Source organism: Aestuariirhabdus litorea (assembly GCF_003864255.1).
Taxonomy (GTDB): Bacteria; Pseudomonadota; Gammaproteobacteria; order Pseudomonadales; family Aestuariirhabdaceae; genus Aestuariirhabdus; species Aestuariirhabdus litorea.
In genome coordinates, this window is record NZ_QWEZ01000002.1 from 652731 (window position 1) to 672947 (window position 20217).

At 57.8% G+C, this 20217-nt stretch carries 21 protein-coding genes and 1 tRNA gene; 15 read left to right on the plus strand and 7 right to left on the minus strand.

Annotation, left to right across the window (positions count from 1 at the left end; genetic code table 11):
* Window positions 1-2 precede the first annotated feature (2 nt).
* Genes D0544_RS13070 through D0544_RS13085 form a run of 4 tightly spaced genes read left to right on the plus strand, consistent with a single transcriptional unit; the run spans window position 3 to window position 3744 of the window.
* Window positions 3-665, plus strand: a complete 663-nt coding sequence (locus D0544_RS13070) for a 4Fe-4S dicluster domain-containing protein (RefSeq protein WP_207905878.1) — start codon at window positions 3-5, stop codon at window positions 663-665.
* Window positions 653-1918: an NrfD/PsrC family molybdoenzyme membrane anchor subunit gene (gene nrfD / locus D0544_RS13075; RefSeq protein ID WP_125016844.1), complete on the plus strand. Its 1266-nt coding sequence runs from the start codon at window positions 653-655 to the stop codon at window positions 1916-1918. The genes D0544_RS13070 and nrfD overlap by 13 nt, the downstream gene beginning before the upstream one ends.
* 55 nt (window positions 1919-1973) lie before the next feature.
* Window positions 1974-2300: a hypothetical protein gene (locus D0544_RS13080; protein WP_125016846.1), complete on the plus strand. Its 327-nt coding sequence runs from the start codon at window positions 1974-1976 to the stop codon at window positions 2298-2300.
* A 55-nt stretch (window positions 2301-2355) separates the two neighbouring features.
* Window positions 2356-3744 carry a DUF3373 family protein gene (locus D0544_RS13085; RefSeq protein ID WP_164880930.1) on the plus strand — a complete coding sequence of 463 codons (1389 nt, stop codon included), beginning with the start codon at window positions 2356-2358 and terminating at the stop codon, window positions 3742-3744.
* Window positions 3745-4070: 326 nt separating this feature from the next.
* Here D0544_RS13085 and ppnP read toward each other — a convergent pair whose 3' ends face one another.
* The gene (gene ppnP / locus D0544_RS13090) at window positions 4071-4352 is read right to left on the minus strand and encodes a pyrimidine/purine nucleoside phosphorylase (RefSeq protein ID WP_125016851.1); all 282 of its coding nucleotides are present in this window, start codon (window positions 4350-4352) and stop codon (window positions 4071-4073) included.
* 202 nt (window positions 4353-4554) lie between these two features.
* Here ppnP and D0544_RS13095 point away from each other — a divergent pair, with 202 nt between their 5' ends.
* Entirely contained in the window at window positions 4555-4734 is a 180-nt protein-coding gene (locus D0544_RS13095) for a hypothetical protein (protein ID WP_125016853.1), read from the plus strand.
* Window positions 4735-4780: 46 nt separating this feature from the next.
* On the opposite strand, the gene D0544_RS13100 is transcribed toward D0544_RS13095, so the two are convergent.
* Window positions 4781-6667 (minus strand): methyl-accepting chemotaxis protein, encoded by a 1887-nt coding sequence (locus tag D0544_RS13100; RefSeq protein ID WP_125016855.1) that lies wholly within the window; start codon window positions 6665-6667, stop codon window positions 4781-4783.
* A 185-nt stretch (window positions 6668-6852) separates the two neighbouring features.
* Here D0544_RS13100 and D0544_RS13105 point away from each other — a divergent pair, with 185 nt between their 5' ends.
* The 6 genes from D0544_RS13105 to D0544_RS13130 are packed head-to-tail and all read left to right on the plus strand — an operon-like array spanning window position 6853 to window position 12517.
* Complete coding sequence (locus tag D0544_RS13105) at window positions 6853-7614, plus strand: outer membrane lipoprotein-sorting protein (RefSeq protein ID WP_207905879.1); 762 nt, start codon at window positions 6853-6855, stop codon at window positions 7612-7614.
* Window positions 7611-8849, plus strand: a complete 1239-nt coding sequence (locus D0544_RS13110; RefSeq protein ID WP_125016857.1) for an ABC transporter permease — start codon at window positions 7611-7613, stop codon at window positions 8847-8849. The genes D0544_RS13105 and D0544_RS13110 overlap by 4 nt, the downstream gene beginning before the upstream one ends.
* A complete protein-coding gene (locus D0544_RS13115) occupies window positions 8849-10069 on the plus strand; it encodes an ABC transporter permease (RefSeq protein WP_125016859.1) in 1221 nt (406 codons plus the stop codon). Before D0544_RS13110 ends, D0544_RS13115 begins: the two co-directional genes overlap by 1 nt.
* A 14-nt stretch (window positions 10070-10083) precedes the next feature.
* On the plus strand, window positions 10084-10839 hold the full coding sequence (locus tag D0544_RS13120) for an ABC transporter ATP-binding protein (RefSeq protein WP_243647337.1): 756 nt from the start codon (window positions 10084-10086) through the stop codon (window positions 10837-10839).
* Window positions 10808-12124, plus strand: a complete 1317-nt coding sequence (locus tag D0544_RS13125) for a hypothetical protein (protein WP_125016861.1) — start codon at window positions 10808-10810, stop codon at window positions 12122-12124. Before D0544_RS13120 ends, D0544_RS13125 begins: the two co-directional genes overlap by 32 nt.
* A 54-nt stretch (window positions 12125-12178) precedes the next feature.
* Window positions 12179-12517, plus strand: coding sequence for a hypothetical protein (locus D0544_RS13130; RefSeq protein WP_125016863.1), 339 nt, complete (start codon window positions 12179-12181; stop codon window positions 12515-12517).
* Window positions 12518-12614: 97 nt separating this feature from the next.
* Here the strand turns inward: D0544_RS13130 and speA are convergent, their stop codons facing one another.
* Together speA and D0544_RS13140 are read right to left on the minus strand one after the other, a co-directional pair.
* Window positions 12615-14531, minus strand: coding sequence for a biosynthetic arginine decarboxylase (gene speA / locus D0544_RS13135; protein WP_125016865.1), 1917 nt, complete (start codon window positions 14529-14531; stop codon window positions 12615-12617).
* Window positions 14532-14811: 280 nt separating this feature from the next.
* Entirely contained in the window at window positions 14812-15342 is a 531-nt protein-coding gene (locus D0544_RS13140) for an Hsp20/alpha crystallin family protein (protein ID WP_125016867.1), read from the minus strand.
* 331 nt (window positions 15343-15673) lie between these two features.
* Here D0544_RS13140 and D0544_RS13145 point away from each other — a divergent pair, with 331 nt between their 5' ends.
* Both D0544_RS13145 and D0544_RS13150 read left to right on the plus strand, forming a co-directional pair.
* Window positions 15674-16339: a glutathione S-transferase gene (locus D0544_RS13145; RefSeq protein ID WP_341538855.1), complete on the plus strand. Its 666-nt coding sequence runs from the start codon at window positions 15674-15676 to the stop codon at window positions 16337-16339.
* 62 nt (window positions 16340-16401) lie between these two features.
* Window positions 16402-16478, plus strand: a tRNA-Arg gene (locus tag D0544_RS13150).
* 166 nt (window positions 16479-16644) lie between these two features.
* On the opposite strand, the gene D0544_RS13155 is transcribed toward D0544_RS13150, so the two are convergent.
* Window positions 16645-16818: a helix-turn-helix domain-containing protein gene (locus tag D0544_RS13155; RefSeq protein WP_481147842.1), complete on the minus strand. Its 174-nt coding sequence runs from the start codon at window positions 16816-16818 to the stop codon at window positions 16645-16647.
* 77 nt (window positions 16819-16895) lie between these two features.
* Window positions 16896-17138, minus strand: a complete 243-nt coding sequence (locus D0544_RS13160; RefSeq protein ID WP_125016871.1) for a hypothetical protein — start codon at window positions 17136-17138, stop codon at window positions 16896-16898.
* Window positions 17139-17345: 207 nt separating this feature from the next.
* Between D0544_RS13160 and D0544_RS13165 the strand changes: the two genes are divergently transcribed.
* Complete coding sequence (locus D0544_RS13165) at window positions 17346-17798, plus strand: 5' nucleotidase, NT5C type (RefSeq protein WP_125016874.1); 453 nt, start codon at window positions 17346-17348, stop codon at window positions 17796-17798.
* 530 nt (window positions 17799-18328) lie between these two features.
* Here the strand turns inward: D0544_RS13165 and D0544_RS13170 are convergent.
* Window positions 18329-19237 (minus strand): LysR family transcriptional regulator, encoded by a 909-nt coding sequence (locus tag D0544_RS13170; protein WP_125016876.1) that lies wholly within the window; start codon window positions 19235-19237, stop codon window positions 18329-18331.
* Between the two features lie 142 nt (window positions 19238-19379).
* On the opposite strand from D0544_RS13170, the gene D0544_RS13175 reads away from it, so the two are divergent.
* Window positions 19380-20162 carry an enoyl-CoA hydratase/isomerase family protein gene (locus tag D0544_RS13175; RefSeq protein WP_125016878.1) on the plus strand — a complete coding sequence of 261 codons (783 nt, stop codon included), beginning with the start codon at window positions 19380-19382 and terminating at the stop codon, window positions 20160-20162.
* Window positions 20163-20217: the final 55 nt, after the last annotated feature.

Sequence of the window (20217 nt, forward strand, 5' to 3'; positions counted from 1 at the left end):
TTATGAACTATGCAATGGCGCTGGATTATCAAAACTGCATAAATTGTCGAGCCTGTGAAGTTGCTTGTAAAGAGGAAAACGGCGTTCAGCTAGGTGCTGACAAACAGCGGATTTGGGTGGGCATAGTCGAAGGTTCCTCTAATGGAAAACCTTTTGTAAATCTGTACCCTTCACAATGTAATCACTGTATCGACGCTCCCTGCGTCTCGGTTTGTCCAACAAATGCAAGCCATTATATTAAAGGTGGGATTGTAAAGGTTGAGCCGGACAAATGTATTCTTTGTAAAGCGTGCATGGAATCCTGTCCATACGATGCAAGATTTATCGATGACACCAAAGTTTCTGTAGATAAATGTACCTTTTGCGAACATCAAATTGAAGAGACTGGGACGACAGCTTGTCAGGCCACTTGCCCTACCAAGGTGCGCACATTTGGCGACCTCGATGATCCCGGCAGTGATATTGTAAAACTGCTTAAAACCAGAAAATTCTTCTTTCAAAAGGAAGAAATTGGCACCCTGCCAAAGCTTTTCTATCTGGTTCCTGAAGATGAAACCTACGCTCAACAAAGTATTGGCCCCAACACCAAAATACACACTTGGGAAGAGATTCAGCCGCTTTATGAGCGAGCAGCTATAACAAGGAGTCAATCATGGAAACAATAGCTTTTGCTGGTTTAGACATTAATAAAGTGTCTATCAAGAAAATGTTTTTTAATAAAGCGATGTTATTGGCTTACTTCCTGTTGTTTGTTGCGGTGATAGGACTGTACCAGGTTTTTGATCTTCGATACTTCGGTGCAACGTTGAATTCGCATAGCGCAGGGATGGATCCAACCAGTCCAGAGCTAAAAGAGGCAATGCGCCAGGCTATTTTTGGTTCCGTCGGAGAAATAAACAGGAATCTACCATGGACTGCTTTAATTTCCAACTACATGTTCATGCTTTACACAGGCAGTGGAATTATATTTCTTGTTGCCCTGGCAGAGCTGATGAAAGTTAAGGCTGTTGAGAAGGTTGCTGTTGGTTATATGGTCGTCGGTGTCTCTATGGTCTTCGCAGGACTATTTACCATTACAACTGACTTGCATGTATTGAATGGTCAGTGGTTGTTCCTTACACCAAATACAGAGTCAGCCATATGGATGATGATGCCACTTTATCTGGTGTATATCCCCTTTGTTTTATTTGAAATATACCTGTTGCTGACAAATAAAAGGGCGTTAGCAAGAAGGCTAGCCCTTGTTATTGTTCTCATGAGCATAGGTATTGATTTTATAGAATATTATATTCAGGCAAGCCTCTTTGCCATGAACACAGCAAGGCATTTATGGACTGAATTTCCAGCCCTGACTTTCTATTTCATTGTTTCCTCATTTGTTGCTGCTCTTGGCGTTATGGGTGTTTATACCTTCCTGGTGCACAGGAGCAAATCTGAGTATCAGCCACTGATGGATCTTGTGCGTCATGCCCTGTTTGTAGCCATCATTTTATTAGGCGTTTTTGAATTTATTGCTTATATGAGCGTTGATGAGGATTGGACTAACTTGATTCTGTTTGGTCCATTCAGTTCTCTTTATTTTGTCGGCTATGTTCTTTTCACGTTCGTACTTTCATTGCTTTTTATCGTGAAGCCGGGGAAGCCTATGCTCACTGTCGTTGCGTCCATATTTGTCATTCTTGGCGGCTATATCGGGAGAATTATCTTTGTTTACGGTGGTAACGCCGTTCCAATGTCCAATCGATTTGGTACAGGCTTTGAAAAAAAGGATATGTATGGCGTAACAGAATCATTCATCTATTCATCTCCTCATCTTGGAGAGGTGCTTATTGTTTTAGGTTCTGTCGGTGTTGCACTGATAACTTACAAATTATTTGATGGGCTTTTTTCAGTCGGTATATCAAGAGATCATTCTTAAAATATAAAACCTGAAAATACAGGTATCACTTAACAAAACTGCGGGAAATAGCATCATGAAAAAACTCATAATTTTATCCATGTCGTTAATATTATCAACACCAACAATGGCTGATGCCGACAAAGGACAAAAATACTACTTGAAGTACTTACGACCTTACTTTGACTATAACGGCCAAGTTTTTGCTACACAAAAAACTCAAAATGAATGGAAAGAAGACTTCAAAGAAGACGCGAAGATATTTATCAAGGAGTTTAGTAAAAAGCACCCCAATGCCGAGGAGTTTTTAAATGGTGCTAAATTCCAAAAAATGGCGCCACACATTGGTGACTTTGCTATCAAGTACGCATCAGATAGCGGTCAATTACCCAATTGTAACTAATGGATTTAAAAGACACCGTTTTTACTCTCTGTCTGTCAGATCAAGGAATACGATCATGAAAACTCTATATCCTCTCACCACAGCCCTGGCATTGGGTATTTCCATGCCCGCTTTTGCCGATCTCAACGAAGATGTCGAAATGCTCAAAGAGCAGGTTCGCGCACTGCAAACCAAGCAGGGCGGCAACAACCTGAAATTCAACGTCGACTATCGGGTATCGCTCGATAGCATCAAGTACAAAACCGCCGGTGGGGAGACTTATAAAAATAACGATCTGCTGTCCAACCGCCTGATTTTGAATATGGGTTATGCCTACAATGAGAACCTGGTGTTCCGTGGAGCGCTGTCCTACAACAAGGCCTACGGCGAGCAACCTAATCAGCCAGGCCCTTACGCTGGCTTTGACTGGGTCGTAAATGAAAACTTCGACAATGACAGCAACCACGTTAAGGTGAAAGAGGCCTACTTCCTTTACCTAGGTGATGCGTTCCTGGGCAACGAGATGTTGCCCTGGACCTTTAGCCTAGGTCGCCGTCCATCGACCACCGGCTTTTTGGCCAACAACCGCGAAGGCTTTGAAGAGGCCAAGTCACCACTGGCCCATTCGATCAACGTAGAGTTCGATGGCCTGAGCCTGAACGTCAAAACTGAGAAGGTGATCGGTCTGACAGGTAGCGCAATTAAACTGTGCGCCGGCCGTGGTATGTCTAACGCCCGTGCTCGTTTCGACTCTACTGGCTATGACTACAGCAAGGATAAAGCGGATCTAGACAATATCGATTTTATTGGCTTCATCATTACCCCGTATAACGATGGCCAATACAATCTGCAAACTCAGATCTACTACGCCAACCACCTTATCGGGATGGATGCAGCGGCAATCATGGCGGCTCCTATGGACCCTAATAGCTACGCGCTTAAGGAGTTCGGCGACCTGAGTAACATGACCTTATCTTTCGAAATCAACGGCATTGGCGAGTTTATCAACGAATTCCTCGATGATACTCGTGTATTTGCCTCCTACTCGATGTCTAAGACCCACCCTAAGGGTGACATGGCGATGCTGGGCTCCCCCGACAGCGAGACCGGCTCCTCCTACTGGGTTGGTGTCAATGTCCCAGGCTTCATTGAGGGCGACTCCTTCGGCGTGGAGTACAACCACGGCGACAAGTACTGGCGCAGCTTCACCTACGGTGAAGATACCCTGATCGGCTCCAAAGTAGCCGCTCGCGGTGATGCAATCGAGGCGTACTATAACCTGCCGGTCATCGACGAGGCGCTGACCGCTCAGATCCGCTACACCAAGATCGACTACGACTACACCGGCAGCAACGGTTTCTTCGGTAGCTATACCGGGGCTCCCCTTGATATGAGCAACCCTATGGCCGCCAATGCCGTCAAAGAAGCCGAAGATCTTCGCCTGATCGTCCGTTATAAGTTCTAAGCCAACCTGCCCTTCACTGAGCCCGGCCTTGCGTCGGGCTTAATGAGCGGGTTCCCCTCGCTCCAGAGCCTGGGAAAACCGCGAACAAGTCGTCCCAATTAATTTTAATAACCCTAAATCAATTGGTTACAGATGGTTGAATCGTAAATTAGGACTTGTTCGCACCTTGTATAGCCCCCCCCTCTTTGGCCGCTCCAATCAGTGCCGACAGATAGGCCTCACAGGTTGTTGGTATCGGCCTCTTACTGTGCCGTTTTATCGGCCCGGGTCCTGATGGAGAGCCGGTTACGGCTAAAACCTCCCCGCCTTTTTTATGGCGGTAACCTTTACTCGTAAGTGCAGAGGTAGGCGGTATCGCGGGCGACCTTGAGCTGGAAGCTCTGGTTGGCCTCCACCACAAAGGAGCGGCCGCTCGGGTAGCTGTCCCAGGCCTCGCTGCCGGGTAGCTTGACGGTCAGCTCGCCGCTGACCACGGTCATGGTCTCTTTCTGGCTGGTGCCGAATTCGTACTCGCCGGGTGCCATCACGCCGACGGTGGCGGGAAGTGACTCTCCCTCAAAGGCGATTGAGATAACCTTGCCATCGAAGTATTGGTTGGTCTTGAACATGCCGAATCCTGTAAGTGGAGTTGCTGGAAGGCGCATGGTAGCGGATTCCCGGCCCGCTCCAAAGCGATTTGTCGCCGGCGAAATTTCATCAAAAGGGCCAACAAAACGTCATCTCCAACCGTGACACTGGTTCGGGAGGCTGGTGATTGCCTGAGTGGGCGCATCAACGGCCATTTCCGGTCACGAACATGGAGAGCGCGTTATGAAGAAGGCCATTGTCCACCAACCCGTGGGTGAAAAAGCACGTCAGGCCGCCCTGTTACGGCAGCATGGGCAGCGGATTCTGACCCGGGGAGGACCGGTCGAGGTGATCGAGCCGGCGCCGCTGGTGGATCGGCTCCACCGGCGCTACCCGATCGGCCTCGGCGCGGAGTGGATTTAGCGGCATCAACCGGGGAGGATCTGTTCCCCCCCGGTCGGGGTCGGGATCAGGTCTTGAAACGGCCGAGGGCGGCGGCCACCGCGCTGGCCAGGGTACGGATCTCGTTGGACTCCTGCTGCGCCTGCTCGGCGCCGCTGTGGGTGTCGTTGGCGATCTCGCTGATGCCCATAATGTGACGGTTGATCTCTTCGGAGACGGAGGATTGCTCCTCGGCGGCGCTGGCGATCTGGGTCGCCATATTGGCGATCTCCGTCATATTACGGACCACTTTGGCCAGCTCATTCTTGGCCAGGTCTGCCTGGCCGGTAGCCTCATCGGCGATCTGTTTGGACTTGTCCATAATGCCAACGGCGCGCTGGGAATCACCCTGCAGCTTTTCGATGATGGTGCGGATTTCGTTGGTGGCTTCCTGGGTTCGGGAGGCCAGGCTACGGACTTCGTCGGCCACCACCGCGAAACCGCGCCCGGCTTCACCGGCCCGGGCCGCCTCAATGGAGGCGTTGAGGGCCAGCAGGTTGGTCTGGTCCGAGATGCTGCTGATCACCGAGATCACCTCGTTGATGTTTTCGCTCTGGTCCCTCAGCTGGTGGATGATCTGGGTGGCGTCGGTCATCTGCAGGTTGAGGGTGTCCATCACCGCCTTGGTGCGCTCTACCTCGGCTTCGCCAGTATGGGCCGATTCGTTAGCTTGCTCAGAGAAGTTGGCGGTTTCGGCGATGTTCTTCGCCACATCCTGGGCAGTGGCGCTCATCTCGTTCATCGCCGTTACCAGGCTGTCGATGGCGCTCACCTGCCGTTGTGATCCCTGGGCGGCACTGTCGGCAAGGGCGGCAGACTTGTCGGCCGAAAGGTGCAGCTCCTGCATCGGTTTAAGGATGTCCTGCACCAGGTTACGCAGGCTATCGATAAAGCGGTTGTAGGCGTCGGTTAGCTCCCCCAGCTCATCCTGGCTGGCCGCCTTGAGCTTGCGGGTCAGGTCGCCTTCACCCTCGGCGATCTCCTTGATCGCATCAACGATGCGATTGACCGGTTTCATCTGCAGGTGCACATAGCTGAACACCAGGGCCACCATCACCCCGATGGCCGCGACCAGAAACGTCAAACCGAGGTTGCGCATCCGGTTGAGGGGGGCATAGATCACCTTTTCCGGCACCAGCATGATCAGGCTCCAGCCGGTGTCGCCTACCGGGGAGTGGGTGACAAGGTAGGGGCTGTCGAGGTAATCGATATGCACGGTTTGGGTATCAGCCAGCCCGGCATGCACAGTGGAGATCGGTTTCAGGTAGAGCTCGCGGTTTTCCGCCGCCATGACCTGCCTCTCCTGGTTCACCAGATAGGCTTCACCCCCGCCGGGGACCTCAAGGGCGTTGACGATCTCGTTCAGGCGCACCAGGGTCATGTCACCGGCAGCCACCCCGGCAAACCGGCCGTTAAGGACGATGGGCGCGGTAATGGTCAGCACCAGGTCGCCGGTGTTGGCGTCGGTATAGGGCTCGGTGACGGTCAGTTTGCCTTGTTGCTTGGACTCCTGATACCAGCCCCGTTCGCGCACCGGGTAGCTGTTTTCCGCCTTGAAGCGGGCTTCGGTCTCTTCATCGGTGAAATAGAAATCGCCATCCTCAAAGCCAAGGTACACATCCAGGAAGTCCTGCCCGGTGGTGGATCCCCGCAGCAGGGCGCGGAACTGTTCCGGGTTCTGGCCCACTCGCTCTACCTGCTGTTTGACGGCAATGATGGTATCGAATTTGCGCTGGAACCAGCCGGAGAGCTGACCGGATACCGAACTGCTGCGGTAGTCGAGGTCGTTATCGATAAGGTCATTGATGGCGCTGCTGGAGATGCTGCTGATCAGTAGGTAGAGGGCCAGCAGCAATACGGCGCTGATGCTGCCGGCGCCGAGGGCGAACTTGTGCTTAAGGCTCATCGATTTCATGGCAGAGTCCTGTCAGTGTGAAGTGCTGATAAGTTATAGGTATAGCAGCGGCCATGGGTTTTTACCTCAGCCGTGACCCGATATTCCTTGGGGGCGCGCAGTGTAAGGGTGCCCCGGTCTTTTGAACTATCCGTAGAATCCCCTATGCTGCACTCCATGGATCTAGCGTCAGGATGGCGAATGTAATGAACAGGTGGGTACTGTGGATGTTCAGCCTGGGCGTCTCCCTCCAGGCCCTGGCCGATGACCCGAGTGCCCGTGACCTGGTGCGATCGGCACTGGATCATTGGCGCGGAGTCAGCTCCTACGCTGAGATGACCATGACCATTGAGCGCAGTGACTGGACACGCACCCTCGGCATGCGGGCCTGGACCCGGGGTGACAAACTCTCGCTGGTACGGGTCATCGACCCGCCGCGGGATGCGGGCAACGGCACCCTGCTGCGGGGACATGAGATGTGGACCTTCTCGCCCAAGGTGAACCGCATTATCAAGATTCCCTCGGCGATGATGAACCAGAGCTGGATGGGGTCGGATCTCTCCAACAAGGACATTGCCCGTTCCAGTGATATCGTCGACCAGTACCGCCACCGCCTGCTCTCCCGGGAGGCGGTCGATGGGCACCAGCTCTACTGGGTGGAGTCGATTCCGCTGGAGTCGGCGGCGGTGGTGTGGGGGAGGGAGCGGCTGGCCATCCGTGACGACTATGTACTGATGGAGCATCAGTTCTGGGACCAGGACGATGAGCTGGTCAAGACCCTCACCACCCTCAAGGTGGAGACCTTCGATGGCCGCGAGGTGGCCAGCCTGCAGCGCATGGTGAACACCGAGAGCCCCGATGAATGGACCGAGATCCGGGTGCTGCGCGCCCGCTATGATGTGCCATTGGAGGCCTATCTGTTCACCCACTCCAACCTGCGCAACCCCCGCGAGCAGCCGCTGCCATGATGCTGCGGCTGGCCTGGCGTAACCTGTGGCGTCATCCCCGCCGCACCTGGCTCACCTGCGGCGCGATGATCTTCTCCAACCTGCTGCTGGTGTTCCTCATCTCGCTGCAGTTTTCCATGTACCGCCTGATGATCGACAACAGCCTGCGGGCGGGCAGTGGCCACCTGCAACTGCAGGCTGAGGGTTACCTGGAGCGGGCCACCTTGCGCAACACCCTGGCCGATATTGGTGCGCTGGCGACACGGCTGCGTGACGACTTTCCAGAGCTGGAGGCCGGAGCCCGCGCCGAGGCGTTCGCTCTGGCCTCCAGCGAGCAGCGCTCCTACGGCGTGCAGGTGCTGGGGGTGGAGCCCGGGCAGGAGCCGCGTGTGTCGAGCCTGCCCGGGCTGGTGGTGGCCGGGCGCTACCTGGCGCCGGCGGATACCGATGCGGCGGTGCTCGGCTCCTTGCTGGCGCGCAACCTGAAGGTGACCGTTGGCGATGAGCTGACCCTGATCGGTAGCGCCCGTGACGGCTCCTTTGCCGCATTGGTGGTGGAGGTGGTTGGGGTGTTTGAATCGGGCATCGCCGAGATCGACCGTGCGCTGATCCAACTGCCCCTGACCCGTTTTGACAGCGCCTTCGTGATGCAGGGGGGCGGCCATCGGGTGGTTATCCAGCTGCCCTCCCTGGAGCAGACCGCACAGTGGCAGCAGCGGCTGCAAACCTGGCTGGCCGCCGGCTTGGAAGCCGAGGCGCAAGGGGGCGCGGTGATCGACTGGGACCAGCTACAGCCCGGCCTGCAGCAGGCGATCAAGGCCGATATGGCCAGTGCCTGGTTTATGTATGGGGTACTGGTGTTGCTGGTGGCCTGCGGGGTACTCAATACCCAGCTGATGTCGGTATTGGAGCGTACCCGTGAGTTTGGCCTGGTGCTGGCGCTGGGGATGCGGCCCGGGCGCCTCGCTCGCCTGGTGATGCTGGAGTCGCTGCTGATGGCACTGCTGGGGCTTGGGCTCGGGATGCTGGCGGGAGCGGCCCTCACCCTCTGGCTGGGGGTCAACGGTTTCAGCTATCCCGGCATGGATGAGATGGCCGCCCGCTTCAACCTGCCGTCACGGGTCTACCCCAGCCTCTCCAGCCTGAGCCTGGCGCTGGGGCCGGCCGTGGTCTTTGTCGCCAGCCTGCTGGCGGCGCTCTACCCCTCCCTGCGCCTGCTGCGGTTGCGGCCGGTCAGCGCCATGAGGGCGGTCTGATGGCGCTACTGCTGACCCTCGCCTGGCGCAACCTGTGGCGCAACTACCGCCGTACCCTGATCATGCTGGTTGCCATTGTGCTGGGGGTGTGGGCGATGATCTTTATGACCGCACTTCTGCGGGGAATGGTGGCGCAGATGCTGGAGAGTGGCATCGAGACCCTGGTGGATCATGTACAGGTGCAGGATCGCCAGTTCTCCGATGACCCCAGTATCGAACATCGCATCGAGGCCCCTGCGGGCCCGCTGCTGGAACGCCTTGGGCAGGCGGATGTGCGCGCCTGGACGACGCGGGTGCGGGTGCCGGCGGTGGTGAGCAGCGAGCGCGAATCCCGCGGCGTGACGCTGGTGGGAGTAGACCCCATGGCGGAGGCGAAGCTCAGTTTCGCGGCCGGCAGCATGATCGAGGGGCGTTGGTTGGAGCGGCCCGACGAATCGGGGGTGGTGATGGGGGAGGAGCTGGCGCGCCAGCTGCAAACCCGGCTCGGCAAGCGGGTAGTGGTGATGAGCCAGAACCCGGATAACGAGATTGCCGACCGCGGGGTGCGGGTGGTCGGCATCTACCGCGCCACCTTGCAGGGGGTTGAGCAGCGTTACCTGTTTATGGGGCGCGAGACAGCCCAGCACCTGCTGGGTATCGAGGGATCGGTGTCCGAGATCGCCCTGCAGTTGCAGGACCCCGCCGGGGCCGAGGCGGTGCGGGACCAGCTGCAGGCACTGCTACCCCCGGCGCAGCTGGCCCGCAGCTGGCAGGCCCTCGACCCCTACTTGGCCACCATGCTCGGTGTCATGGATGGCTTCGTGCTGATCTGGATGCTGGTGGTGTTCCTGGCCCTCTCTTTCGGGCTGGTCAACACCCTGGTGATGGCGCTGTTTGAACGAACCCGAGAACTGGGGCTGATGATGGCGCTGGGGCTCAGGCCGCACCGGGTTTTACTGCAGGTGCTGCTGGAGGCCATACTGCTGCTGGTGTTGGGGTTGCTATTGGGTAACCTGCTGGCGCTGGCCAGCATCCGGCCGCTGGAGGCGGGGATCGATATCTCCGCCGTGGCCCGGGGAATGGAGATGATGGGGGCGGGCAGTATGCTGTATCCGCGCCTGCAGTTGAACGATCTGGTGACCGCCAACCTGGTGGTCGTGGTGCTGGGCGTACTGGCCAGCCTGCTACCGGCCTGGCGGGCTTCGCGGCTGCGCCCGCTGAAGGCGCTGGCCAGCCACTAACAGGAGAGAGACCCTTGCAAGGCAGCAGTGATCAGCATTCCGGCGCCGGACCCTCGGCCTCCCCCAGCGCTTCCTCCAGTGAAGCGCGGCCTGCGGTGCGCTGCCAGGGGGTGAGCAAAGCCTTTTACCAGGGCGGGCAGCGGATCGTGGGGCTGGACCGGGTGGACCTGAGGGTCGATAGTGGCGAGCTGCTCTGCCTCAGTGGCCCCTCGGGGTCGGGGAAAACCACCCTGCTCAATGCGGTCGGAGGGCTCGACGGCATCGACGCCGGGCGTATTGAGGTAGCGGGCTGTGAGTTGACGCAGATGAGCGCAGGCGCTTTGGCAGACATGAGGCTGCATCATATCGGCTTTGTGTTTCAATCCTACAACCTGATCCCGGTGCTGTCGGCGCGGGAGAATGTGGAGTTCATCCTGCAGCTGCAGGGGATGTCGGCACCGGAGCGCGCTAAAATAGCCCTTGAGGTGTTAGCGGAGGTGGGGCTGGAAGCGGCCGCCGAACGGCGCCCCAGCCAGCTCTCCGGTGGCCAGCAGCAGCGGGTGGCTGTCGCGCGGGCGATCGCCTCGCGTCCCCAGTTGGTGCTGGCCGATGAGCCCACCGCCAACCTCGACTCCCACACCGCCGAGCAGTTGATGGAGCTGTTCGTGGCCCTCAACCGCGATCACGGCACCACCTTTATCATCGCCACCCACGACCAGCGGGTGATGGCCTACGCCAAGCGCCAGCTGGTGCTGTGCGATGGCCAGATCCTCTCCGATCGCCGTGTCTAGCCGGGTGCCTACAGGGCGACTGCTCGCGTTATGGCTGCTGTTGGGGACGGTGACGCCACTGCCAGCGGCGGAGCTGGGGGGGCACCTCAAGGGACGCATCGGCGTCGAGCAGTACCCGGCCCACAGCCTGTTCCGTGACGTGCTGGGTGATAGTGCACGTGACCAGGGTGCAGACCTCAGGCTGCGCTTTGGTGAGCGGGCTGGGCGCTGGTCCTTCGAGGCCCACTACCAGCTGCAGGCGCGCCAGGGGGATGGGGTGGAACTGCAGAACCGGCTGCCCCTCTCCGGCCTGTTGCCCGACAGTGCCCCCAACGATGAACGGCGCCTGATGCGGCTCACCCATGTGATCAGCGAGGGCCGTCGTGATCTGCGCCTGCATCGTCTCGATCGCCTCAGTATCGGTTGGCAGAACCCCCGCTGGGTGGCGAGGGTGGGACGGCAGGCGATCAGCTGGGGAAATGGCCTCTTCTATGCCCCCATGGACATCTTCAACCCCTTTGATCCGGCAGCGATCGACAAGGAGTACAAAAGCGGCGACGACCTGTTCTACGGCCAGTGGCTCAGCGACGGCGGTGCCGACCTGCAGCTGGTGTGGGTGGTGCGTCGTGATCCCCTGAGCCAGAGTGTGGATCCCGAGCAGGCTTCGCAGGCGCTCAAGTACCACGGCTTCTTCTCCCTCGGTCGTGACGAGGATGAGGGGGAGTTCGACCTGCTGCTGGCGCGCCACTACGATGATCCGCTGCTGGGTTTGGGGTTGTTGCACAATCTGGGGGAGGGGATCTGGCGCGGTGATTTCACCCTCACCCGCAGCGACCATCGCACGGTGGCCAGCCTGGTCAGCAGCCTGAGCTGGTCCTGGGTCGGCTGGAATAAAAACATGAGCGGTGCTCTTGAATACTATTACAACGGTTTTGGCGAGCGCGCGGGTACCCCCGGTCTCGAGGCGGTGGTGGATAACCGCGAGCTGTTGGAGCGTCTGGTCCGCGGCGAGCTGTACGCCCTTGGGCGTCACTACCTGGCCGCCTCCCTCACCCTCGAAGCGACGCCGTTGCTGCGGCTGACCCCCACCCTTTTCACCGGCCTGCAGGGCCCCTCGGCCCTGGCCCAGCTGCGGCTGGAGTATGATATGACCCAGTCGATGCGTGTGCTGGCAGCACTGGAGCAGCCGATCGGTCCCAGGGGTACCGAGTTCTCCGGCATCGAGGCGAGCGCCCTGGCTCCTTTACCGCGTCGTTACCTGAGCCGGCAGAGTCGCCTGACCCTGCAGTTGGGCTGGTATTTCTGATGGACTATACTGCAAGCGGTTTGATTGTTATGAAGTGCGCCTTAAGGAGGCAACATGAAGCGGGTAAACGGGTTGGTTGGAGTTTTTTGTGCCCTGGTGCTGGTGGGTTGTGCATCCACACCCTCCTGGGAGGGTTTGAGCGAAAGCGATATCGCGGCCTGGAAATCCGCCGGGTTTACCGTGGAGAGTGCCGATCTGTGGCGCGACTATAACTTCAGCGCGGTCGAGGCCCAGAGCTGGAGCCAGCAGGGGTTTGATCCCGAAGAGGCCGCCGAGTGGAGTAAGGAATCCTTCAGCGCCGATGAGGCGAGCCGCTGGAAAGGGGCAGAGTTTGATCTCGATACGGCCATTGAGGAACGTGCCAAGGGGTTGGCCCCTATCGAATCCCAATAGGGGGGCAGCGCTCCCCCACAACCTAAAAACCCGCCACGGCGGGTTTTTTAATGGGCGCCCTCCGGCAGGCTAGGGCAGGAGGGCGCTGGTCCGGTTGTTAGAGATCCTCCAGGTAGGTGTAGCCCACCAGCCCCTGCTCCAGCTCCGCCAGGATGGAGGCCTGGTCCTCGGCCGGCACCCGGGCCGCCACCAGTTCGGCGTAGGTCTGGCGAAACTCCCTGGGGTCCAGGTGCACGTACTCGAGCATCTGCTCGACGGTGTCCCCCAGGTTGATGCTGCCGATCGTGGTTTGCCCCTGGTCGTCCATGGTTACCACCACGCTGTGGGTGTCGCCGAACAGGTTGTGCATATCCCCCAGAATCTCCTGGTAGGCGCCCACCAGGAAGAAACCGATCAGGTAGGGGGTGTTCTGCGACCAGGCCGGTACCGGCAGGGTCGATTCGATGCCCTGCCCATCCACGTAGCTGTCCACCGCGCCATCGGAGTCGCAGGTGATGTCGAGCATCACGGCGCGACGTTCGCTGCTGCGGTTGAGGCCCGACAGCGGCAGTACCGGGAACACCTGGTCGATACCCCAGGCATCGGGCAGCGACTGGAACAGGGAAAAGTTGACGAAGAACTTGTCCGCCAGGCGCGCATTGAGCTCGTCGATCAGCGGGCGATGGAAGCGGTTTTTCGGGTCGAGTTGCTGGTGCAGTTCGTGGCTGATGCGCAGCGCGGCCTGCTCAGCCCAGGCACGCTGGGTCAGGTTGAGCACGCCGGTGGCGAACTGGCCATGGACCTCACTCAGGTCGCTCTGGATGTCGTTGTAGATCTCGATCAACGCGCGGTCGTCGATGCGTTCACTGAGCTGCTGCCAGGCATCCCACATATTGCTGAGCACCACCGGGGCGTCCGCGCCGGGATGTTCAATGGCTTCAGGCTCGTAACTCTCGGTGCCGATGACGTTGGAGATCAGCACCGCGTGGTGGGCGGTCAGGGATCGCCCCGACTCCGACACCAGCATCGGCATCGGCTGCTCGTACTGACGGCAGATATCCCCCACCGTATGCACAATGTTACGGGCATACTCGGCCAGGCTGTAGTTCATGGAGTTGCTGGACTGGCTGCGGGTGCCCTCGTAATCGATGGCCAGCCCGCCCCCCACGTCCATGGTGTGCAGGTTGTTCATCCCCAACGCCCGCAGCTCACAATAGAAGCGCGCCGCTTCGCTGACGCCGGAGCGCACATCGCGGATATTGGCCATCTGCGAGCCCAGGTGGAAATGCACCAGCTGCAGGGCATCCACCTGCCCCTCCTGTTTGAGCACCTCGATCACCTGCAGCACCTGGGAGGCGGAGAGGCCGAACTTGGATTTCTCGCCGCCGCTCGACTGCCACTTGCCCTTACCCTGGGAAGCCAGTCGCACGCGCAGGCCGAGGCGCGGGGTGACCCCCATCTCGCGGGCTTCGGCGAGCACCATCGCCAGCTCGGAAAACTTCTCCAGCACGATATGCACCTTGTGGCCGAGGCGTTCGCCGATCAGCGCCAGGCGAATGTACTCACGATCCTTGTAGCCGTTGCAGACAATAATGGAGCTGGCCTTCTGGGCCAGGGCGAGCACCGCCAGCAACTCCGCCTTGCTGCCCGCCTCCAGGCCAAGCTGCTTCCTGGAGATCTCCGCCTGGCTGGCAAGGATCTCGTCCACTACCTCGCGCTGCTGGTTGACCTTGATCGGATAGACCAGCAGGTAGTTGGACTCGTAGCCGTAGCCCTCGATCGCTTCGTTAAAGGCGTTGCACAGGCTGTGTACCCGGTGGTGCAGGATTTGCGGAAAACGCACCAGGATCGGCAGGGTTAGACCCTGCTTCTGGATACCTTCACAGATACTGGCCAGCGGCACCTGCAGCTGTGGTGATTTGGGGTGCGGCGATACGGTCACATCGCCATTATCGTCGATGCCAAAGAAGCCCTGGCTCCAGTGGCGAACGTTGTATTTAGCGCGGGCACGCTCGAGGGATAGTTGAGATTCCATTGCGACACTCTAGGAAAAGTGCAGTTGTAACCCGGAGGACTCCGGAGTTCCGTCAGGAGAAGGGTGGCTGGTGGGCTGGGATCGCCCTGACGGCTGCAGTTGAAGATAAAAGGTTAAAACTGTCAAACAGAAAATTGTTACCTTGTTGCACAGGGATAGTTACACCAGCATAGCGCAGCCCTGGCGTTCCTGCCGGTGGCTCGGCTCGCCCCAACGTTGCAGGCTCGCACAATAAAAAGGGCGGACCCCAAGGCCCGCCCCGGATACTGCCTGAGTCCCACTAGGAGGACTGAATGTCGATCTTGCGGCAGGTGCTGTCGGATTCGCCCCGTTTGGCGATGGTGAGGGTCAGCACCCCCTTGTCGACCTTGGCGTTGAGCTGCGCCGGATCCGCGTTGGCGGGCAGCGTGAGAACCCGCCGGAACGCGCCGTAGCTGCGCTCAATACAATGCATATTGTCTTTTTCTTCATTTTTCTCCTGCTTCTTCTCTCCGGTGATGGTGAGCAGGTTGCCATCGAGAGCGATATTCAGGTCATCCTTGTCGACGCCAGCCACCTCAACGGTGATGGTGTAGGTCTCCGGGGATTCGCTGATATCCAGTTTGGGCTTGAGCATAACCTCCTTCATTTCGGGAAAATCGCGTGCGCCGAAAGGCCTCAGGCCAAAACCGCTAAAAGCACCTTCGAACAGGCGATCCATTTCGTTATGCAGTTGGGTCAACGGATGCTGTGAATACTGGCGTTCGACAGGAACCGATTGGGGTTGTTCGTTGCTGAACCAGTTCCACGGCAGTGCTTTTTGCCATTCCATGATTGCCTCCTCTAATCGTGTTAATGAATCGAGACTGCATTGTTTACTATGTGATCAATGACGCTAAATTCAAGGTTTCTGGGCAGAAAAAACAGGCTTTGATGACCACCGTCAACGCTTCACTAGTGAACAAATCAGGTGGTCATGAGGGGCGGTTTTTTATAAAGGAGAGCGCTTAAAAAGAGAAATAGGGGCAAGATGAATCTTGCCCCTGAAAGGGGGATAGAATGGAGAGACCACTGCTGGGAACGGGGGGCAAAACTGATAGAGTAAACCTTGCTTTTTTCACAATCGGGCTGCTTTGCAGCGCACACCTACCGGTGCCCTCTCGATGATGCACACCAGACTCCCCATCCTCTATAGCTTCCGGCGCTGCCCCTATGCCATGCGGGCGCGGTTGGCGCTGGCCGCCAGCGGCCAGGCGGTGGAGCTGCGGGAGGTGGTGTTAAGGGACAAGCCCGAGGCGCTGAGGGTGATCTCCCCCAAGGCGACGGTGCCGGTCCTGCAGCTGGCGGATGGCCGCGTGCTGGAGGAGAGCCTCGATATCATGCGCTGGGCCCTGGGGTGCAGCGACCCCGAGGGCTGGCTTCCGGAGCCGATGCGGGCCAGCGAAGTAGATGGGCTGATCGCCCGTAACGACAGGGAGTTCAAGCCCTGGCTGGACCGCTACAAATACGCCGACCGCTACCCCGAGCGCAGCGCCTCCGATTACCGGGCCGAGGGCGAGCGTTTCCTCACCGGGCTGGAGCAGCGGCTGTCGGCCCGGGCGGCGCTGGCAGGCGCCGGTTGGGGGCTGGCGGATGCGGCGATCCTCCCCTTTGTGCGCCAGTTTGCCCTGGTCGACCGCCCCTGGTTCGACCAGGCCCCCTATCCCGCCCTCAGGCACTGGCTGGATCAGGGGATCGCCTCCCGCCGATTCCAGTCCATCATGACCAAGTATCCCCCCTGGCGAGAGGGTGACGCCCCGACCCTGTTTGCCCCAGTGCACAAGGGCTAACAGGGGAATCGCAAAGCACTGGACGAGACCCAAGCGGATCAGTATCATAGCCCGCCTGTTGCGCACCCTTAGCTCAGCTGGATAGAGCGCTGCCCTCCGGAGGCAGAGGTCAGAGGTTCGAATCCTCTAGGGTGCGCCATATAAATCAACGGCTTAGCGAATTTCGCTGGGCCGTTTTTTTTTGCCTGTGCCCAAGTTGTGCCCACTCTGTGCCCGGATTTCGATGCCACAGGGAGAGGCGGTTTTGAAATGACCATTGCCCCGTATTTGGCCTTTGCAGGGCATGGGCACAGAGCCATTAAAGCCTACTGAACCCGTTCAAGCAGTTCACCCACCTCACAATCGAACAGATCGCACAGCTTTTCTATCGCCTCCAGGTCGATACGCTGGGCCGTTTCCTTGTAAAGCAGGGTCACGGTATTGCGGTTGAGTCCGGTCTCGCGTGCGACATACACAATCTTCATTTTTCGTTCGCCCATCAGTCGGGCCGGGTGGCAGTTGATCACGCCGCAAATTCTCCAAAATGAAAAACATCCTCATAAAGCAGGTAGACCTGTTAGAGGACCTTAGCCGCTATCCCCAGCACATAGCCGATGGAAGCGGCGAACACCGCCAACGAAAGAAAAAGGAGCAAAACCAGCAGGGCCAGTTTGCGTGCGCAGGCAGCGGTCGCGGGTTGGCGAAGCGCGCCATACCAGCGTGCCAGCCCGTCGGCCGCCAGCATCAAAATGCCGCAAACAGTGAAGACCATCAGGATGCCGCTAAATAGGAGTAGGGATGAAAGGGTGGAAAAGCTCATGGTAATGCCTCGTGAGTGAAGGGTCGATCTCAGGAGTGTAAGGCGGTTTTGTCGTGAGAGAAGGGCAGTAGGGTGGTCAGGAAAATGAGTGCCCCTCAGTACGATGAATCGGTTCATCAGCGATTGGTGCTGATGCTGGGTAAGGTCGACAGCAAGCGCGCGTTATGGCCTTATCATAAGCAAGATCTAGGCAACAGGACTTAAGGCATGGCTTGCACAGTTTTTATCGATATGGACGATACGCTATGTGATTATCGGGGAGCATTTGAGCGTGACTCTAAAGCCAATCCAGAGATTGAATACCCACAATCTCAATTTGGTTTTTTCGAATCCCTGCACCCGATCGACAACGCACTGCCTGTCGTCCAGTGGCTCCAGGATGATCCCCGCTTTGAGCCTTATATCCTCACTGCCCCTTCGATTCGAAACCCCTGGTGTTACACGGGCAAACGGATTTGGGTCGAAAATCACCTGGGTCTTGATTTTTGTAACCGACTAATCATCTGCGCGCATAAAAACCTGTTGATCGGAGACTATCTGATCGATGATTACGATACAGGCAAAGGCCAGGAGTTATTTCGTGGAGAACTCGCTCACTTTGGCAGTAGTCGCTTTCCGTCTTGGGACGCAGTCAAAAGCTATCTAAACCAATCCGTTTAACTACGGAAAAAGTAGACCGGTCTCGCTCGGCAATGCTTTTTCTGTGGAGGGAGTTTGTTGAGTTTCCGCAGATGCCTGCGCAGCACTAGCTTTAGCGCCAACCTCGGGTCCGTCGGTGCCCCGATCTGGTGACGCATCATGGGCTAGCTGGAGGGAGAGTAGGCTGGCCAGGGCCTGTTTTGAAAACGAAGGTAACTGCTGGCCGCCAGCTGGCCTGTGGTGAACTGGATGGTTTTGCGCACCTCGTCAAGATAGTCGTCCATTAAGGTGTTGCGACGCGCCGGGCGCCGGTAAGCCACTGAGATTAGGCACAACAACCGTCGAATTTTATGAAAACTCTTAAATTGAGTGCGAAAGTAGGCTGGGCCCACCACTGTTTGATGGAGGCTCAAAACCAGCACTCAGCCAAATAACAACGGTCTTTTTAGGCGGTGTACAGCCGGAGGTGTATCTAGGCCATTTGTCACTAGCTGAGCCTCCCCCCGCACTGGGCGCTTGCGGAAAGGGCCTCCTGCTGTCCTCACTCTTTCTCACTCCCAGCCCATCTGCGTCCTCAGTTCATCAATCACTTGATGCATCAGTCGCAACACCTCGCGACTACTACGGCTTAGCGGTCGGTGGGTGGTACTGGTGAGAATCGCCTGTCGGGTTAACACGGGGTTAATGATCTGGCTAGCCGAGACCAGCCCCGCCTGACGTTCATGGAATACCGCACGGGCGCTGAGCACCGAGTAACAGCCGCACTGCTGGATGACATCCTTTTGGGTGCTCAACGAGTCGGCTTCCAGAATTACATTCAGCTTAATGTCCAGGCGGTTGGCGGTTTCATCCACTAGCAATCGCAGCCCATTGGGGCTAACGGGCAAGACCAGCGGCAAGCCGACCAATTTATGGAAATCGATCTGCTCGGGGACCGGCTTTTCGGAGGGGGGACCCACCAGCATCAGCCCTGAATTAAGCAGCACCTCCTCCTGCTGAGGGCGGGTAGCCCGATAACGGCTCAAGATCCCAATATCGATGAAACCAGAAGCCAGCCATTCATCGATTTTGTCGCTGAATCCCTCGTAGATTCGCAGACGCACCCCGGGGTATTGGGCTCTGACGACCTCGAACAAGCGCGCGGCAAGGTGTTGCGTCATGGACGGCAACACACCCAGCACAACGGTTCCGGTCGGTGATTTCCCTTGCTCACGGATGTCGGTCACCATCTCATCCGCATGGGCAACCAGGTTTCTCGCCAGGGGCAGTACGGTTTTGCCAAAGTCCGTCACCTCGACGCCCCTGCCCGTTCGGTAGAACAGAGAACCGCCAAACTCATCCTCCAGACTGCCGATGGCCCGGCTCAAGGTCGGCTGGGTAACCCCCAGCGCTATAGCCGCCTTGGTCAGGCTCCCCATCTCACATACCCGCAAGAAAATTTTAAGCGACTTAAGGTCCATGGCTTCCGGTATTCGCTATACGCATATTTGCTATTTAACTTATGCAGTTCACAAATATCAATAGGGGCTGCATAGTCGCTGAAGGCTGATCGGTATCCGCCTTTCTTATAACAACAAGCGCCAACGCTAACAGGATCTACCCATGCAACCATCGATTGCGATCGAAAAACAGTCCGGCATTGCCATCCTTACTCTATGCCGACCTGATGTGATGAATGCAGTCAACAGCACTATGCGTGACGAGCTGATCCGCTCGTTCCACCAGCTTGATCAGGACGAAGACGTTAGGGCGATCGTGGTGACCGGCGCAGGGGAGCGAGCCTTCTGCGCCGGGCAGGATCTGGACGAGGCCCTGGCTTTTCGCACCCATGAGGTTAAGGGGTGGATGCAGCACCAGTGCTCAATGCTGTCCGCTATTCGCGACTGCGATAAACCGGTTGTGACCGCCTTTAACGGCGTCGCCACCGGGGTGGGCTTCCAGATTGGCCTGGTATCCGACTACCGCATTACCAGCCCAGACACCCGTCTGGGACAGCCTGAAGTCCGCGTTGGCTTAGCCAGCATACTCGGATCCTATCTCATGAGTCAGTTTCTCGGCCATGGCCACAACCAGGCGCTGTCATTGGGCGGAGCACTGATCGACGGGCAGCGTGCCTACGAGCTGGGGCTGGTTAGCCGATTGGTTGCAAGGGATGAGGTCGTGGCAGCGGCCATCGAAACAGCGCAGGAGTATGCAGCCCTCCCCGCCAATGCCATTCGTCTTACCAAACAGCGGTTTCGCGTCCTCAGCCAGGCCAGCTTTGAGGATGCATGCAGGGCCGTCGCGGAGTACCAGACAGCGTGCTATGAAGGCGGCGAGCCCCAGGCCAGGATGGGCGCGTTTGTCGCCAAACGCACGGGGACAAAATCAGTAGCAAAGGGGTAGCTGTCTCAGCAACGCCACGACGTACCGAGGTCGCAGCCAACCCAAAGCGTCCGGT

Excerpts from the sequence above, each read along its gene's own strand:
- D0544_RS13070 (WP_207905878.1), top strand. The coding sequence starts at position 3 with ATGAACTATGCAATGGCGCTGGATTATCAAAACTGCATAAATTGTCGA.
- nrfD (WP_125016844.1), top strand. The coding sequence starts at position 653 with ATGGAAACAATAGCTTTTGCTGGTTTAGACATTAATAAAGTGTCTATC.
- D0544_RS13080 (WP_125016846.1), top strand. The coding sequence starts at position 1,974 with ATGAAAAAACTCATAATTTTATCCATGTCGTTAATATTATCAACACCA.
- D0544_RS13085 (WP_164880930.1), top strand. The coding sequence starts at position 2,356 with ATGAAAACTCTATATCCTCTCACCACAGCCCTGGCATTGGGTATTTCC.
- ppnP (WP_125016851.1), bottom strand. The coding sequence starts at position 4,352 with ATGTTCAAGACCAACCAATACTTCGATGGCAAGGTTATCTCAATCGCC.
- D0544_RS13095 (WP_125016853.1), top strand. The coding sequence starts at position 4,555 with ATGAAGAAGGCCATTGTCCACCAACCCGTGGGTGAAAAAGCACGTCAG.
- D0544_RS13100 (WP_125016855.1), bottom strand. The coding sequence starts at position 6,667 with ATGAAATCGATGAGCCTTAAGCACAAGTTCGCCCTCGGCGCCGGCAGC.
- D0544_RS13105 (WP_207905879.1), top strand. The coding sequence starts at position 6,853 with ATGAACAGGTGGGTACTGTGGATGTTCAGCCTGGGCGTCTCCCTCCAG.
- D0544_RS13110 (WP_125016857.1), top strand. The coding sequence starts at position 7,611 with ATGATGCTGCGGCTGGCCTGGCGTAACCTGTGGCGTCATCCCCGCCGC.
- D0544_RS13115 (WP_125016859.1), top strand. The coding sequence starts at position 8,849 with ATGGCGCTACTGCTGACCCTCGCCTGGCGCAACCTGTGGCGCAACTAC.
- D0544_RS13125 (WP_125016861.1), top strand. The coding sequence starts at position 10,808 with ATGGCCAGATCCTCTCCGATCGCCGTGTCTAGCCGGGTGCCTACAGGG.
- D0544_RS13130 (WP_125016863.1), top strand. The coding sequence starts at position 12,179 with ATGAAGCGGGTAAACGGGTTGGTTGGAGTTTTTTGTGCCCTGGTGCTG.
- speA (WP_125016865.1), bottom strand. The coding sequence starts at position 14,531 with ATGGAATCTCAACTATCCCTCGAGCGTGCCCGCGCTAAATACAACGTT.
- D0544_RS13140 (WP_125016867.1), bottom strand. The coding sequence starts at position 15,342 with ATGGAATGGCAAAAAGCACTGCCGTGGAACTGGTTCAGCAACGAACAA.
- D0544_RS13145 (WP_341538855.1), top strand. The coding sequence starts at position 15,674 with ATGATGCACACCAGACTCCCCATCCTCTATAGCTTCCGGCGCTGCCCC.
- D0544_RS13155 (WP_481147842.1), bottom strand. The coding sequence starts at position 16,818 with ATGGGCGAACGAAAAATGAAGATTGTGTATGTCGCACGCGAGACCGGA.
- D0544_RS13160 (WP_125016871.1), bottom strand. The coding sequence starts at position 17,138 with ATGAGCTTTTCCACCCTTTCATCCCTACTCCTATTTAGCGGCATCCTG.
- D0544_RS13165 (WP_125016874.1), top strand. The coding sequence starts at position 17,346 with ATGGCTTGCACAGTTTTTATCGATATGGACGATACGCTATGTGATTAT.
- D0544_RS13170 (WP_125016876.1), bottom strand. The coding sequence starts at position 19,237 with ATGGACCTTAAGTCGCTTAAAATTTTCTTGCGGGTATGTGAGATGGGG.
- D0544_RS13175 (WP_125016878.1), top strand. The coding sequence starts at position 19,380 with ATGCAACCATCGATTGCGATCGAAAAACAGTCCGGCATTGCCATCCTT.